The organism is cyanobacterium endosymbiont of Braarudosphaera bigelowii, assembly GCF_020885515.1.
GTDB lineage: Bacteria > Cyanobacteriota > Cyanobacteriia > Cyanobacteriales > Microcystaceae > Atelocyanobacterium > Atelocyanobacterium thalassa_A.
Map to the genome: position 1 here is coordinate 290,490 of NZ_AP024987.1, position 15,025 is coordinate 305,514.

At 29.8% G+C, this 15,025-nt stretch carries 12 protein-coding genes; 3 read left to right on the forward strand and 9 right to left on the reverse strand.

Annotated elements, in window-relative coordinates; genetic code table 11:
- Positions 1 to 471 precede the first annotated feature (471 nt).
- Positions 472 to 1,665, forward strand: a complete 1,194-nt coding sequence (locus LPC16_RS01285; protein ID WP_229637452.1) for a glycosyltransferase — start codon at positions 472 to 474, stop codon at positions 1,663 to 1,665.
- A gap of 318 nt (positions 1,666 to 1,983) precedes the next feature.
- On the opposite strand, the gene dnaG is transcribed toward LPC16_RS01285, so the two are convergent.
- From dnaG to pyrF, 6 genes are all read right to left on the reverse strand, one after another.
- Complete coding sequence (gene dnaG, locus LPC16_RS01290) at positions 1,984 to 3,921, reverse strand: DNA primase (protein WP_229637453.1); 1,938 nt, start codon at positions 3,919 to 3,921, stop codon at positions 1,984 to 1,986.
- A 489-nt stretch (positions 3,922 to 4,410) separates the two neighbouring features.
- Positions 4,411 to 5,262: an energy-coupling factor transporter transmembrane component T family protein gene (locus tag LPC16_RS01295; RefSeq protein ID WP_229637454.1), complete on the reverse strand. Its 852-nt coding sequence runs from the start codon at positions 5,260 to 5,262 to the stop codon at positions 4,411 to 4,413.
- A complete protein-coding gene (locus tag LPC16_RS01300; protein WP_229637455.1) occupies positions 5,252 to 6,976 on the reverse strand; it encodes an ABC transporter ATP-binding protein in 1,725 nt (574 codons plus the stop codon). The genes LPC16_RS01295 and LPC16_RS01300 overlap by 11 nt, the downstream gene beginning before the upstream one ends.
- Before the next feature lie 6 nt (positions 6,977 to 6,982).
- The gene (locus LPC16_RS01305) at positions 6,983 to 7,762 is read right to left on the reverse strand and encodes a hypothetical protein (RefSeq protein ID WP_229637456.1); all 780 of its coding nucleotides are present in this window, start codon (positions 7,760 to 7,762) and stop codon (positions 6,983 to 6,985) included.
- A gap of 227 nt (positions 7,763 to 7,989) precedes the next feature.
- Entirely contained in the window at positions 7,990 to 8,547 is a 558-nt protein-coding gene (locus tag LPC16_RS01310; RefSeq protein ID WP_229637457.1) for a hypothetical protein, read from the reverse strand.
- A gap of 43 nt (positions 8,548 to 8,590) precedes the next feature.
- On the reverse strand, positions 8,591 to 9,289 hold the full coding sequence (gene pyrF, locus LPC16_RS01315) for an orotidine-5'-phosphate decarboxylase (RefSeq protein WP_229637458.1): 699 nt from the start codon (positions 9,287 to 9,289) through the stop codon (positions 8,591 to 8,593).
- Between the two features lie 396 nt (positions 9,290 to 9,685).
- Between pyrF and LPC16_RS01320 the strand changes: the two genes are divergently transcribed.
- Positions 9,686 to 10,144: a VOC family protein gene (locus LPC16_RS01320; RefSeq protein WP_040054475.1), complete on the forward strand. Its 459-nt coding sequence runs from the start codon at positions 9,686 to 9,688 to the stop codon at positions 10,142 to 10,144.
- A gap of 133 nt (positions 10,145 to 10,277) precedes the next feature.
- Here the strand turns inward: LPC16_RS01320 and LPC16_RS01325 are convergent, their stop codons facing one another.
- The 3 genes from LPC16_RS01325 to coxB form a co-directional block, all read right to left on the reverse strand.
- A complete protein-coding gene (locus LPC16_RS01325; protein WP_040054474.1) occupies positions 10,278 to 10,865 on the reverse strand; it encodes a cytochrome c oxidase subunit 3 in 588 nt (195 codons plus the stop codon).
- Positions 10,866 to 10,985: 120 nt separating this feature from the next.
- Complete coding sequence (gene ctaD, locus LPC16_RS01330; protein ID WP_229637459.1) at positions 10,986 to 12,653, reverse strand: cytochrome c oxidase subunit I; 1,668 nt, start codon at positions 12,651 to 12,653, stop codon at positions 10,986 to 10,988.
- Positions 12,654 to 12,727: 74 nt separating this feature from the next.
- Positions 12,728 to 13,666, reverse strand: a complete 939-nt coding sequence (gene coxB, locus LPC16_RS01335) for a cytochrome c oxidase subunit II (RefSeq protein ID WP_040054472.1) — start codon at positions 13,664 to 13,666, stop codon at positions 12,728 to 12,730.
- Positions 13,667 to 14,034: 368 nt separating this feature from the next.
- Between coxB and LPC16_RS01340 the strand changes: the two genes are divergently transcribed.
- On the forward strand, positions 14,035 to 14,799 hold the full coding sequence (locus LPC16_RS01340; protein WP_229637460.1) for a hypothetical protein: 765 nt from the start codon (positions 14,035 to 14,037) through the stop codon (positions 14,797 to 14,799).
- The last annotated feature ends 226 nt before the right edge of the window (positions 14,800 to 15,025 follow it).

The window sequence follows — 15,025 nt, forward strand, 5'->3', positions numbered from 1 at the left end:
ATTGTTTTCATATATTTTAATCATATATTCTTATGTTTAATTTATTGTTTTAATCTGTTCTTTCTCAAAATATAATCTTGCATTTAATATTAATAAAGAAATATATTGCCTCTTAAAAAGATGAAAAATCTTAGTTTTCAAAAATATCGTAGATGTTTCAGTAAAAAACTACACTTCATAATTTTTACTAAAAAATATATTTTTATTCCATCAATATTCAATTATTTAGCTATCTAAATCTTTTGTATCCATTAAAGTTTTACATAATAAGGCTATATAAAAAACAATATTCTTATTTGCATTTTTATGCTTTTCTTGAATTTAAAGATAATACAAACTTCTTCTTAAAACTAGAATCTTTTCTGTTTTATTTTATTTTGATATTTAATCTTTATAGAAAGATTTATGGTAGATTTATATGGAACGGATTAAACGTAACAGCAAAAATTGAATTTTCATAATTAATGACTAATGAATAAATCTCTATTACCTGTTCCTTCAGGTATTTTCAAGATTTTAGATCTTTCAGTAAATGATAATAATATTGAAGAGAGTTGTCTTGAATTTTCTTTAATATTACCTACCTATAACGAAGCAGAAAATATTCAAAATATTATTAAAATCTTAAGTGATTTATTAGACAAAGTTATACCTAATAATTATGAATTAATAGTAGTTGATGACGATAGTCCAGATTATACTTGGCAAATAGCTTTACAATTAATATCTGATTATCCTAAACTTCGTGTTATGCGTAGAGTAAATGAGAAAGGCCTCTCTACTGCGGTTATACGTGGATGGCAAGCAGCCAAAGGAAAAATTTTAGGAGTTATTGATGCTGATTTACAACATCCTCCGGAGATATTATTAGATCTTCTTCAGAACATGAAAAATGGAGCAGACCTTGCAGTTGCTAGTAGACATGTTGAAGGAGGTGGAGTAAGTGAATGGAGTGTAGCTCGTCGATTCTTATCTCGAGGTGCACAAATGTTAGGTCTAATAATATTGCCAGAAGTAATAGGTCGTCTTTCTGATCCTATGAGTGGCTACTTTATGATACGTCGTAGGTCTATTATTAACAAAACTCTAAACCCTGTAGGCTACAAAATTTTAATTGAAGTTACAGCAAGAGGTAAAATTAACTGGTTATCCGAAATAGGTTATATATTTAGAGAACGTCAAATTGGAGAAAGTAAAGTTACTTGGAAACAATATATCCAGTATCTTCAACATCTTATAAGGCTAAGATTATCTTTATCAACACGTTTTTTTCAGTTTTGTTTAGTAGGACTGGGTGGAATGATCATGGATATGAGCATTCTATACTTATTGAGTGATAATAATACTTTAGGATTACCTTTAACTCGCAGTAAAATTGTTGCAGCAGAGTTGGCAATTATTAATAATTTTATATGGAATGATTTCTGGACATTTCGAGATATTACTTTTTCTCAACCTGGTAAGCACTTAAGAATTAGAAGATTTATAAAATTTAATATTATCTGTTTGACAGGTTTGATTTTAAATATCTTTTTATTAAATGTATTGTTTAACACATTTAAATTCAATCGTTATTTTGCTAATTTCTTTGCGATTGTTTGTGTAACTTTATGGAATTTTTGGTTTAATCTAAAATTAAGCTGGCGAGTTACTGAAATAGATTAATGGTTACAATGTTATTAATTGCACTGGCTGAATAAATATTTGCATTTAATTCGTATACTCTAAGTTTTGATGACAAAACTTTATTTCTAGTATTAATAATACTTTTTAAATAGTTAATTATTACTAATATTAAATAATCTTATTTTTGTAAGAGAAATTAAAGAGTTAAAAAAATATTAATAATTATCAAATTAGTTACAACTTAATTTTTTCTAAAATATTTTAAAATTTTCAAATAATAATTACAATTAAATACTATGTTAATTTTAGATTTAACTATACATAGAGTAAGAACTGTTATTCTAATTTAAATATTATTTAATTATCGTTAGCATCTAGTTCTGACAAGCTTTGTGATAGTTGTAGTTTTAATATTTTTTGTTTGCTTGTAATATATTCATTTAAATAATATTCAAAATTTACTAAATCTTCATTTTTATCAATCATTTGATATTTTATTTTACAATAGTAACAATATTTTTTTAAGCTAGCTTTTTCAAGAAATATTAAAGATGCTTTAATAATTAAATCTAAACGTTCATTGTCTTCATGTTGTTCTAATTCACTAAAACTCAATATTTGATCAACACATGTTTCTACTAAGGATGATTCCCATATAGTTTCTTGGAGTCTATAACTTAGTTGATCTTTATCTGTTTTATTTTTATTTTGATGACTGTCTTCAATTTCTAATATTTTTGTCCATACTATACGATGTTCCTTTGTATTAAAAAATAAATTTTTAAATTCAAGGCTTTTTGATATCCTACGACGATATTCTGAGTAACGAAGATAAACTTTTAGTAAATTAATTTCAGCTTCTTTAAGTAATTGATCTTCAAGAAGTATATTTGCTTTTGTAAACTGTTTAGATTTTTTACTGTTAAAATTATTAGCTATAGGTTTGGCTAACTGCAACTGAAAATTTTTCAGATATATTGGAATTAACCTTGTATCTCCCTGAGAAAGTATTTCTGAGCAATGCCGAATATAGTATTCTCGCTTATTATAATCAGACAATTTAGACAGCAAGATCATCATTTCTTTTACAACTTTTTCAAAATGATCAGCTCTTTTTAAATCTTTGTCTAATAGAATTTGTTCGATTTGCCAGCCAAGCCATAATGGAGCACTATTGATTAACTTATAATATTTTTCTGCACTGTTTTGATTAAATTTTAGAAACTCATCAGCATCTTTTCCACTAGGAAGATTTAAAATTTTTAACTGCACTTGTCCAGAATATACTAAAGAGTCTATTTCAGTAATCATTCGCTGTATAGCTTTAGTTCCTGCATTATCAGCATCAAAATTAAAAATAATTTGCTTTGAATCTGTATATCTTAATAACTTTCTAAGTTGAGTTTTACTAAAAGCAGTACCTAAAGAAGCCACCGTATTTTTGATACCTGCCTCATGAAGTGATATTACATCAAAATAGCCTTCAACAACAATAGCATGATCCAAGTTGCGTATATTTTTATAAGCTTGATCTAAAGCAAATAGAATATTACTTTTACTAAAAAGAGAAGTTTCAGGAGAGTTTAAATATTTTGGTTCCTGATTATTTAGGCTTCTTCCTCCAAAAGCAATAATACGTCCTTCAATATCTTTAATAGGAATCATTATTCGTCCACGAAATGTATCATAGTGACCTCTGCCTTTATTTCGCGGTTTAATTATTCCTGTCTGCTCCAAAAGACTTACAGGATAGTTTTTGCATTTTACTAGATAAGAATATAAAGTTTCCCATCCTTCTGGAGAATATCCTAGATTAAATTTTGATATAGTTTCTGATTTTAATTGTCTTTTATTAATAAGATAATCTAAAGCTTGTTTTCCTATCGGTTCATATAATAAATGTTCATAATAATTTGCGGATGTAGCTAAAATTTCATAAAGTTGGTTTTGTAACGAAATTCTTGCTTGTAATATTTCAGTATTTTCTTCTTCTAAGTCTTTAATGGAAATCTTATGTTGTTTAGCTAATTCAAGTACAACCTGATTAAAAGGTTCTTTTCTAATTTCCATTAAAAATTTAATAGCGTTCCCTCCCGCTCCACACCCAAAACAATAATATAGTTGCTTATCAGCATTAACTGTAAAACTAGGAGTTTTTTCGTCATGGAAAGGACAAAGACCAACATAATTTTTTCCTCTCCTTTTTAGTACAACATATTCAGAAATAGTGTCATATATGTTAGTTCTTTCTTTAATTTCTTCTAAAGTATCAGGATGTAGACGTAGAAAGCTCATAAGATTTAATAATGTAACTTCGTGGAACATTAGCCATCTTGACTAAGAAATTTGACTCAAATAGTTTTAGCCAATATATGCAAAAACATACATCTATTCAATAAGAAGTTATCAATTAGATTTAATTTCAGTTCTTATTTCTTAAGATAACATCTGATTTTAAAACATTGTGCTATATTCATAATACTAATGTTTAATATGAAAACTAATTTTAAAAAAACATAGTATAAGAGTATTTTTAGTTATAAAATATTCTTATATTATGTTTTAAAGTTTAAATATTGTTTTACATTATAAAATTAACAATACCTCTGAAATAGATAAGTTAGTTTAGATTATTAACAATGTTAGCGATTCTATCCATTCATTGGATGATAAGTTTTAATATCTAGAAATTAAAATGAAATATGATAAATACAATAATTTTTTACTAGTTCTTATTAAACATAGTTAGCTATTAAATGATTAAAATAATAGACTAAAACATTATCAAATATTATTAATTAACCAAGAAAATTTACCAACCCCATACCAAATATATAGAACTATAACTAGTAGCAATGATACTATTAAAAAACCTATGGTTAAGTAATCAGACTGGTTTAGTAATGATTCATTTAAATAAGTTCTATGAGAACTACCTGAAAACGATTTAGACTGTAATACAATATCTATTGTATTAGTTTTAGCCATAGAATTAAGAATTAAAGATACAGCAAGATTCAAATAAATTGTAGCTTTTTTTACTAGGCTAAGTTTACCTAAAGCTAATCCTCTTAGTTTCTGAGCTTCCAAGATAGATTGTATCTCTTCAATTAATAATGGAAAAAATCTCAACGTAGATGAAAAAATGAAAACAATTTTGTATGGTATTTTCATTTTTACCATCCCTATAACCATATCGTTGATGTCAGTTGTAAAAACTCCTAATGGAATTATTAAAATCATATTTAGTATCTTGAGTACTATATTAAGTCCATAAAAGACTCCTTCATAATTCATTATTAGTCCTCCAATCCAAAACCAATTATCTGGAAAAGTAAAAATAGGAGTTAAATAATTTGTGTTTAATAGTACTTCTATCTGATCAACATAAAAAAATCCTGTAATAATTAATATTAAGGAATAAAAAGGCATCATTATTGTAAATATTTTCCTGAAATAATTTATTTTTATTCCAGCCACGATACAAGCATATCCTATAGCTAAGCCTAACAATCCTTCTGTAAAAGGGCTTTCCCAAAGAAACGTAATTATTGTAGTAATTATAATTATCAATAATTTAGTTCTAAAATCTAAGTAAGTGAAAAATGACTTTTTATTAACTGTTTCAAATTTCATAAGAAGAAAAACATTTTATCATTTGATTAGGTGTTAAAGCAGGATATTTATTCTGTATATTTCGATTCATTTCTTGAGTTAGAAGAACTGTTTGAGGGGGAACAAGATAAGTAGATTTCAATAGTTCTACTTTATGATAAGCTTCATCAATAGAAGCATCTAATATCATTTTCCCCTCCTTTAGCAGAATTACTCTTTCAGCATAGTTTGACATCAAATATAAATGGTGTGTTATGACTACAATAGTTTTTCCAGCCTGATGTAATTTGCGAGTAATTTCTAAAATTGAACAAGCACCTTTATAATCTTGACCAGTTGTAGGTTCATCAAAAATTATTATATCTGTTTCCATAGCTAAGATAGCAGCAATAATAATTCGTGCACGATCACCTTTGGCCAACGAAAAAGGATGAGCTTGACTAAATTCTAGCAAGCCAATATCTTCTAAAATTTTATAAACCTTATTGTCTATTTGTCTTTTCCCATAGCCTAAATTGTTTAGTGCAAAAATAATTTCATCTTTAACTGTCATGTTAAAAATTTGGTTATCAGGATTTTGTCCAACATACCCAATGATTCTAGATATATCACTAATTGATAAAGTTTGCGTATCTTTATTTTTTACTTGTACAGTTCCTTGTGTAGGTTGTAAAAGATTTAAAAAATGTTTAACCAAAGTACTTTTCCCTGAACCATTCTGACCAGCTATTAAAACATATTCTCCCGAAAAAATATCAAGTGATATTTTATCTAAAACTTTTATATTATTCTCATAACAATAAGTTAAGTTTCTTGTAGATAATAAGGGTACTAAATTATTTTCATGCATTCTGTCACTCTTTTTAGGAGTAGTTGGTATCACGATATTATTCTTTAATTCTCTCAAAGTTTTTATCCCTTGCTCTAAGGTAACAGGAACTTGAGAAAAATTAATTCCTTTTCTTCTGATACCATAAAATATTTTGGCTACTTCTGGAGGACGCAGGTTATGACTTTCTAGTAGGGGAATTTGTGTATATATTTCTTCTGGAGTTCCTGTTTTGATAATTTTCCCATCAGATAATAGAGCTAAACGATCACTAAATTGAGCCATTTCTTCTGATGCATGAGAAACCATTATGATTGTTATTCCTAATTCTTTATTCAACTTCCTAACAGTAGAAAAAACTTCCTGAGAACCTATTGGATCAAGCTGTGAGGTAGGTTCATCTAATATAAGCAACTTAGGCTTTAAAGCAATTGCAGCTGCAATTGCCAAGCGTTGCTTTTGTCCTCCTGATAATTCCTGAGGGTGCTTGTTTTCCATTCCCTCTAGTCTAACTGCCGTTAAGGCAGATGAAATAGAAGTGATAATTTCTTCACGCTTAATACACAAATTCTCTAATGCAAATGCTATCTCATTAATAACTGAAGTTGATAATAATTGAGTTTCTGGATCTTCGAAAACAGATCCAATATAATGAGATAAGTGACTTACCGGATATTCTAGAGTGTCTAAACCCGCTACTTTTATATATCCGAAAAAGCGTCCTCCATAAAATTGTGGAATTATTCCATTTAATGTTAAACATAGCGTTGTTTTTCCGGATCCGGTAGGGCCTATAATTCCTAAAAACTCTCCTTTACGAATATTTAGAGAAATATTTTTAAGAACGGGTTTTTGGGAATTAGGATAAAAATAAGAGACTTTATCTAAACTGGCTATTATTTCCATAATAGTTCAATAAATTGCTGCTTGAGGTTTGATAATACCAATAGCTCGTAATCCATAAATGACACGTACACCTATAAAAGTTCCTACTAGAGAACGAACTAGGTTTTCTAAAGGCATTATTGGGATCAAAAATATCCAAACTTTTTCTGGCCAATTGAATATGGTATAAGTAATAAAGACTTGACTTAAATGATAAATACCGCTAATTGTCCAGCTGCCAAAAAATAAACCTAGTGATACTAAATATAAGTTTTTACTATGAATCCATTTTGCAAATAAAGTACGAGTAGGTAGTATAAAAAATAGTAAACCTGACCAATCAATTAAAGAACCTTTAATGATTATAGATATCGGAACTCCGTTATTTAATGCACGAAACACATATAAAAACAGGGCAATAATAAAAAAAATTGCTACCCCGATCCACCAATATCGACGATGCTTCCCGAGAGTCATGGTACCTGCTGCAAAACTAGTAATTATTGCTCCAAAAATGGAGATAGGAGGTATTCCTGCAGTATGTGGAGCCAAAAAGACACCCATTAAAGTACCTATTCCGCTGGCTACTGCACCACCGAATGGTCCTAATATCCAACCTAAAAGAGGAAATATGCCTTGACTTAAGGGAAAGATCCCTCCAGCTCCTATAGTAATAGAAAATGGGATAAAGTTTAAAACTGTTACTACAGTAGACATTACCATTATATGGTTTAGTGGAGTCCCATCTAAAGAAACACTTCCAAGAGATTTGACTTCTCGCTCTTCACCTTGAAGTTCTATTTTCATAATAGTTAATGAATATAAATTTTTAGTTCAAGAGTTTTTATTAACTGAAAAATAAAAAGTTATAATACTGAAAAAATTATTAATATAGTATATGGAATGATCCTCTCATATAAGTTCTTAATGTGCATTATACTTAATAAGCAACAATTATATATTTTCAAAGTCTTAAACTTATTCTTATTGTTCAATTACTGTTTTTAATAAAAATAAATTTAAAGTAGATATTGTCAGAGATTACCGATACGACAGTCTCTGAGCCAGATACGAATTCCTTGGCCCACTGTACCATTAATAGCGTTTCGAGGGGGTAATGGTACTTGAAGTAGTAAGTCACTATCTGTATTTATGTGACCTGGTCTTGAAGAAAGATATACTAACCTCCAGCCATCATCTCCTTTAGAAACAAATACTCGATAATAATTTTCTACAATAGAAATTCTTTCGTGACTATAATGTCGTTCTAAAGTTGTAAAAAATGCTTGCTTTGTATTATCTGGGAGTAAGGACTTGTACTGGAAATTTGTTAATGGTAGAGGTTGTAGCTCTAGTTTTCCTGCTAAGATTATATAACTATATGTATCCTTTTCATTACTTCTTCTTGCTCTTTGTGCTACTCGATTTGAATAACTAGGTAGATCGTGTAATAGTTGTGTCATTAGCACTTCGAAGCTATTTGGGCAGTTTGTCTTAACTATATTAATAGGTATATGCTTACTATCTATTATGGTATGTAAGTGTTCAGATTTTTGTACTATTGCAGCATAGCCTCTAGATATAGGTATCATACTGAAAATACCTAAACAACAGCATTTGAGTATAAATAGGATTTTAATTTTTAATGTCATTAATAATACGACTCCATGCTTCAGTTGGATTATTTGCCATAGTAATTGGGCGGCCAATAACTAAATAATCTGCACCTGCCTTTAGGGCTTGCTTTGGTTGCATTATTCTTTGTTGGTCTTTAGCTTGAGACCAAGAAGGTCTTACGCCTGGACAAACTAATATAAATTTTTCTCCACATACTTGTCTTAACTGATAAACTTCATGGGGAGAACATACTGCTCCATGAATACCTAATTCTTTAGCTAATGAGGCCATATGAAGAGCATATTTTTCTAATTCTATAGAAATTTTCAGATCGAGCTTCAACTCTTTTGAACTTAAGCTTGTAAGAAGTGTTACTGCTAATATTTTAGTATTGGAAGAACTGTTAGCGATTGCTTTAGCTGCAGCTTCCATAGCTTTTTGGCCAGCTGCAGCATGAATAGTAATTAAATCCACTCCATAGTTACTAGCAGAGTTGCATGCTCCAGCGATAGTATTAGGAATATCATGAAATTTTAGGTCTAGAAAAATCTTTTTTTGTCTATCCTTAAGCAGACTGAATATTTCTGGCCCTAAAGCAACAAATATTTCTAGTCCTACCTTCCAAAAATTTACCTGAGGTAGTTTATCCAAAAGAGCGATTGCAGATTTCTTATCAGAAACATCTAATGGAACAATTATCTGATTAGTAGAGAACATTAGCAAAAGGATCAAATTATTGAATTGTATTAAACATAAAAAACTAATCTTACAGAAATGTATTATTGGTAGTTAATGTTTATTTTAAAATCATTTATGAAATTATAACAAAGTTAACAACATATATTAAGCCTACTGTCTATAATATAATTCTTATAAGTGTATCTTATCACTTCACATAAGCAAAAGTATTTATAATCACCATATAATTAAATTTTTTGTAATCAATTTTTAATATAGATTACTAATTAATAGTATCCATTTAGTCTAAATTATAGTCAGAATATATTATGTTTTTGTATATCAGTTTTTCTTTATATAGTTATTTTGCAATTGATTACAATCACACAAAAAATTAGTTCAGTAATTAAATTTTTTATAGAGTTAATATCTAATATGCATCATGTATCCATTCGTACAGCTAATATCCAGAAAGCAATAGCTTTTTATGAAGTTTTAGGCTTTACTATCGAAAATCGTTTTGTTATAGATTATACCTTAGCATGTTGGATGGAAGGCTTAGGAGGGAGAATTGAATTGATTGAAATTCCTGAACCTAAGGCAACTCAAAATATTTTTGAAGATAATCATTATATTGGTTATTATCATATATCTTTTAACTTGACCCACTATACTTCTGATCTATCTATATGGTTGGATCAGTTAAAAATTAATTTTTCTCAATACGCTCAAGAGAATCTTGATAATTGTTCATATCCAATAATTTTACTTGAACCTCATAAACAAGTTATTGGCGATAAACTTTATGAAATAGCATTTATCCAAGATCAGGATGGATTGCCACTAGAATTTATTCGAATTTTAGAGAATAGTAAGCAGACTTTTAGCTGTTAAATACTATTTTTAATCTAATTACTTTTTTACATAGGAGATATATTGCAAAACTTATCTTTCCTAACAATATGAAAATACTATCAAATTATTCTTGTGTAAACAAAAATCTATTTGATAGTATTTTAAACGAAATTTAAAGTAAATAAACTAATACAAAAAGGACAATCCAAACTACATCGACAAAGTGCCAATAAATTTCTGCTGCTTCAACACCAAAATGAGATTCACTTGTATAGTGTCCTTCTTTAGAAGAGCGCCATAGAACTGCTAATATTAATAAGAGTCCGAAAGATACATGTAATCCATGGAACCCTGTTAAAACATAAAAACAGCTAGCAAATAAATTTGTAGTTAGTCCCATTTCCAAGTGAAAATACTCATACATTTGACCGGCAAGAAAGATAAAACCCATTAAAGCCGTTATTCCGAACCAAAGCTTTAGTCCGGAAACATCGTTTTTCTTGATAGCAGCCTGTCCTTTATGCATAACAAAACTACTAGAAATTAAAATAATGGTATTAATTCCAGGTAACAGTAGTTCTAGCTCTGGCGTTCCTGTCGGTGGCCAAATAGGCATTACAGTCTTGTAGACTAAAAACGCACTAAATAGCCCTAGAAAAATAGAACTTTCTGCTATTAAGAATAAGACTAAACCGAATAACCTATGATCATGATGAACATGATTAGTCTCATGAGATTTTTGAATTGCTGAACCTTGCATAACAAATTAAATGTTGAAATGATTTAATGAAGAGTATAAACAAATGGGAAATGGCAAAGTTATGTTGCTTTACTACATTTCCCTATGGGCTATCTTTCCTGGGAAAGATAGAAATACGACTTATTTAGAGTTAGAACCTGTTTCAGTTAGGGTATCTCCAAAAACCTTCTCAAAATCGAATTCTTCAGAGTTTAATCCATAATCATATGGACCTGCCCATAGGACTGGTTTTCCATCAAAATTTTCAATTGCTGGGGGAGATGATGTTTGCCATTCTAAAGTATACGCTCTCCAAGGATTACGGCTAACTTTTTCACCGTTAAACAGACTGAGGAATACATTTATAATGAAAGGTAAAGTTGATAAACCAAGTATATAAGCCCCTATAGTCGCAATTTGATTCAACGGCTGAAATTGAACATCGTATAGTGCTATACGGCGATTCATTCCTAATAATCCTAATTCATGCATTGGCATGAATGATATATTTAATCCGATAAATAATAAAGCACAATGAGCTTTTCCAAGTGCATCATTAAACATCCTACCTGTCATTTTTGGAAACCAATGGTAGAATCCTGCAAACAATCCCATGGATGCTCCACCAAAAAGAACATAGTGAAAGTGAGCTACTACAAAATAGGTATCATGAACATGAATATCAAAGGGAACCGAAGATAACATAACTCCAGTCAATCCACCCATTGTGAAAATAGTAAGAAAGCCTACTCCAAAGAAGAAAGGAGTATTTAGGTTAATTTTTCCTCCCCAAATCGTTGCACACCAACCAAATACTTTGATACCTGTAGGGATAGCAATTAGCATTGTAGCAGCCATGAAAAATATTCTTAACCATCCAGGTATTCCACTGGTAAACATATGGTGTGCCCAAACAATTAAACCAAGAAAACTAATTCCTAGACTAGAATAGGCAATAGCACGGTAACCAAAAATAGGTTTTCTTACATGTACAGGTAGAACTTCAGAAATAACCCCAAAAAAGGGCAAAATCATAATATAAACTGCTGGGTGAGAATAAAACCAAAACATGTGTTGGTAAAGTACTGGATCACCACCACCTGCAGGATTGAAAAAACTAGTTCCAGCAATTAAATCAAAAGATAAAAGAACTAATGCTGCCGCCAATACAGGAGTAGATAATAAGATCAAAGTAGAGGTTGCTAGCATAGACCAACAAAACAGTGGCATGCTATGCAAATCCATTTCTTTGATTCGCATTTTTAATATAGTAGTTAGAAAATTTATGGATCCTAAAATCGAAGAAGTTCCTATTAGTAGAACACTTAAGATCCAGATTTCTTCACCCCATATTCCACTCACTAAACTTAAAGGTGGATAGGAAGTCCATCCAGCTTGTGCAGCTCCACCATCAACAAAAAAGCTTAGTAATAGTAAGAGGCCTCCTGGTGGTGTTAACCAAAAAGCTACTGCATTAAGAGTAGGAAAGGCCATATCTTCAGTCCCAACCATTAAAGGGATTAAGTAATTGGCAAAAGCTGCTCCTGCAGGTACGATCCACAAAAAGATCATAATTGTGCCATGCATAGTCAAAACCTGATTGTACAAGAAAGGAGTTACAAAATCAGGGTCAGGAGTAGCTAATTCTATTCTAAGAACTTCAGCAAGAGCTCCACCTATAAAATAAAAAAGAAAGGATGTGACTAGATACTGAATTCCAATAACCTTATGGTCTGTACAAAAGGTAAAGTAATCTGTCCATTTCCTTTGTTGATGTTCTGTTTGGGTTGATTCGATGATGGTTGTCATAGAATTTTAATCAATAAATTAAGCTAAACCTAGATAAAGGATTACAAATAAGATTCCGAGTCAAGATTTTAATCTTAAGAGTCGTGATGAGGATAATTATTAGGCAGCTCAGCCACAGTATCTTTCTCTGTACCCATATTCTCAATATAGGGAGTTAGGAATTTTTCGTTAGAAGAATTATTATCAACAGTTAAAGTTTTTTCAAGATGCGCTTCTTGAATAGGTTTATTGGATTTTAACCATTCATCATAAGAATCTTGGCTATCAACATGAAGAACAGATTTCATTCCTCCATGATAAGGGCCACATAATTCTGCACAAACAATAGGATAATCTCCTTCAACTGTAGGAATAAAAGAAATAATACTTTTACGTCCTGGAATAGTATCTTGTTTTAAACGTAGCTGAGGTACCCAAAAAGCATGAAGTACATCTTTTGCAGTCATATCAAGTTGAACTGGACGATTATTAGGAACATGAAGTTCACCAGATACAATACCTGTTTCTGGATATGTAAAGAGCCAAGCATATTGCATGGCTTGGACATCTACAGATAAAACATCTTTTCCAAATGATTTTCCAATTCCTAAAGCTATTTGATCATCATGACTATTTATTGCTATTTGTTGAGGAGGAGAATCTTTAGTATTAACAGGATCTAGTCCTCCAAGCTTGTTATAAGTTTGAAAACTATAAAAAGCAAGAACAAAAACGATCATTACAGGAATAGCTGTCCATACTACTTCTAAAGCGACATTTCCTTCAATATGAGGTCCATCACTAGTATCTCCTTTCCGACGACGAAATTTGAAAAGACTATAAACTAAAGACCCTTCCACCAAAAGGAAAAGTCCTGTAGCGATAGTCATCATAAAATTAAATAATTTATCCACTTCTTCTGCGTTTTCAGAAGCGGCTACTGGCATTAATCCATGATTTTGGCCATACCAGAGACTGATTAATGTGATAAGAACACCAGCTATAAGGGTGATAATACTACTTGGGATGTTCACGGCTATTAAATAAATTAGACGATTACCTATTTAATAACATTAAAGCTAAGTCTCTAAAAAAATTGGTTTTTTATAACAGATCTATTAATCTTTTTTATTTCTTTAGGATCCAATTAAGTTATGACCCATATGATTTAGGAAGATACAACTAAAAATAAATACTAAATTTTTCTGCGAAAGAATTTTAGATAAATATTTTATATATTATATTCTATGATTAAGTAGCAAAGAAAAATCTTCCATTAGAATCAAAGTATTAAATTTGTTTTAAAAAATTAAAAGTAATATTAGCTGTAGCTAATATTACTTTAGAATATAATTTAATTAATTCGAAAGATTTTTCATTTATTGTCTTCATTATTTGGAACATGGAAACTCAACAACATAAATTTAACTTAATTACTAATGTCACTGGAGAGCCTTACCAACCAACCAGACTTTACTATAATATATCCAATAAGGAATCAGTTTTAAATATTTTTCGTAAATTACAATGTATAGAGTTCGATCCTTCAAGTGATCGCTGGTATTGGTTTTATTCTGAAGAAGCAAAAAAAATTCGATTTGAAAAATCTTATAATAAAATTTCTAAAGAAAGTGGCAATATTTCTTTGGGGTACTTTATTTTTCTTGATAATCAAACAATGATTCTAGAGGCTCGTTCTTTCCAAAGAATATTGGCAGCGATAAATTTTTTTAAAACTAGACTTAATTGGCGTATAGCAGAACCAGTTAAATTGCGTTTAATTAATAAATTATTTAGCTGTTCGCCTGAAGAAAAACCTGAACCTCCCAGTTCTTTTGCGGAATTTTTTGATCAAGATAATAAAAATATCGTTACACATAATCCTGAAGACTTAGCTAAAGAAATAGAACTTATAAGTAGTCAACATAAAACTGAAACAGAAAAAGATGAAGCAATAGCTAGTTATATGGCAAATAAATCTAAACGTCCTCTATCTGAAATTGAAGAAATTACCGTTAGTGTCCATGATCATGGATTATCAATTTTAGAAATGGCATTGAAAATGAGACAAATTGAAGCTTGGGAACATTGGCAAGGAAATGAACATTTTACTCAACATGATTTAATTCAAAAGATACTTGAAAATATACCAGACCATACTTCTTAAAGATTGATAACAGATTTAAGTTTTCATTTTTTTAAACTACTACATAGTTTTATTAATATCTATTTACTAATATTGTAAATAGTTTTAACTTTTCATCATCACGCAGGTATATTAATCATGTCATAACAAAAAAATCATTATTTTAGGAAAAAATGATGATTTTAATCATCAACGACTAGGTCGTTTCTATTTTGGTTAATACTAAAGTTCAAAACAATAAATCATA

Bases quoted from the DNA above. Each gene is read 5' to 3' on its own strand.
- LPC16_RS01310 (WP_229637457.1), bottom strand. From the start codon at position 8,547: ATGATACCTATATCTAGAGGCTATGCTGCAATAGTACAAAAATCTGAA.
- LPC16_RS01305 (WP_229637456.1), bottom strand. From the start codon at position 7,762: ATGAAAATAGAACTTCAAGGTGAAGAGCGAGAAGTCAAATCTCTTGGA.
- LPC16_RS01300 (WP_229637455.1), bottom strand. From the start codon at position 6,976: ATGGAAATAATAGCCAGTTTAGATAAAGTCTCTTATTTTTATCCTAAT.
- LPC16_RS01325 (WP_040054474.1), bottom strand. From the start codon at position 10,865: ATGCAAGGTTCAGCAATTCAAAAATCTCATGAGACTAATCATGTTCAT.
- LPC16_RS01295 (WP_229637454.1), bottom strand. From the start codon at position 5,262: ATGAAATTTGAAACAGTTAATAAAAAGTCATTTTTCACTTACTTAGAT.
- dnaG (WP_229637453.1), bottom strand. From the start codon at position 3,921: ATGAGCTTTCTACGTCTACATCCTGATACTTTAGAAGAAATTAAAGAA.
- LPC16_RS01320 (WP_040054475.1), top strand. From the start codon at position 9,686: ATGCATCATGTATCCATTCGTACAGCTAATATCCAGAAAGCAATAGCT.
- pyrF (WP_229637458.1), bottom strand. From the start codon at position 9,289: ATGTTCTCTACTAATCAGATAATTGTTCCATTAGATGTTTCTGATAAG.
- LPC16_RS01285 (WP_229637452.1), top strand. From the start codon at position 472: ATGAATAAATCTCTATTACCTGTTCCTTCAGGTATTTTCAAGATTTTA.
- LPC16_RS01340 (WP_229637460.1), top strand. From the start codon at position 14,035: ATGGAAACTCAACAACATAAATTTAACTTAATTACTAATGTCACTGGA.
- ctaD (WP_229637459.1), bottom strand. From the start codon at position 12,653: ATGACAACCATCATCGAATCAACCCAAACAGAACATCAACAAAGGAAA.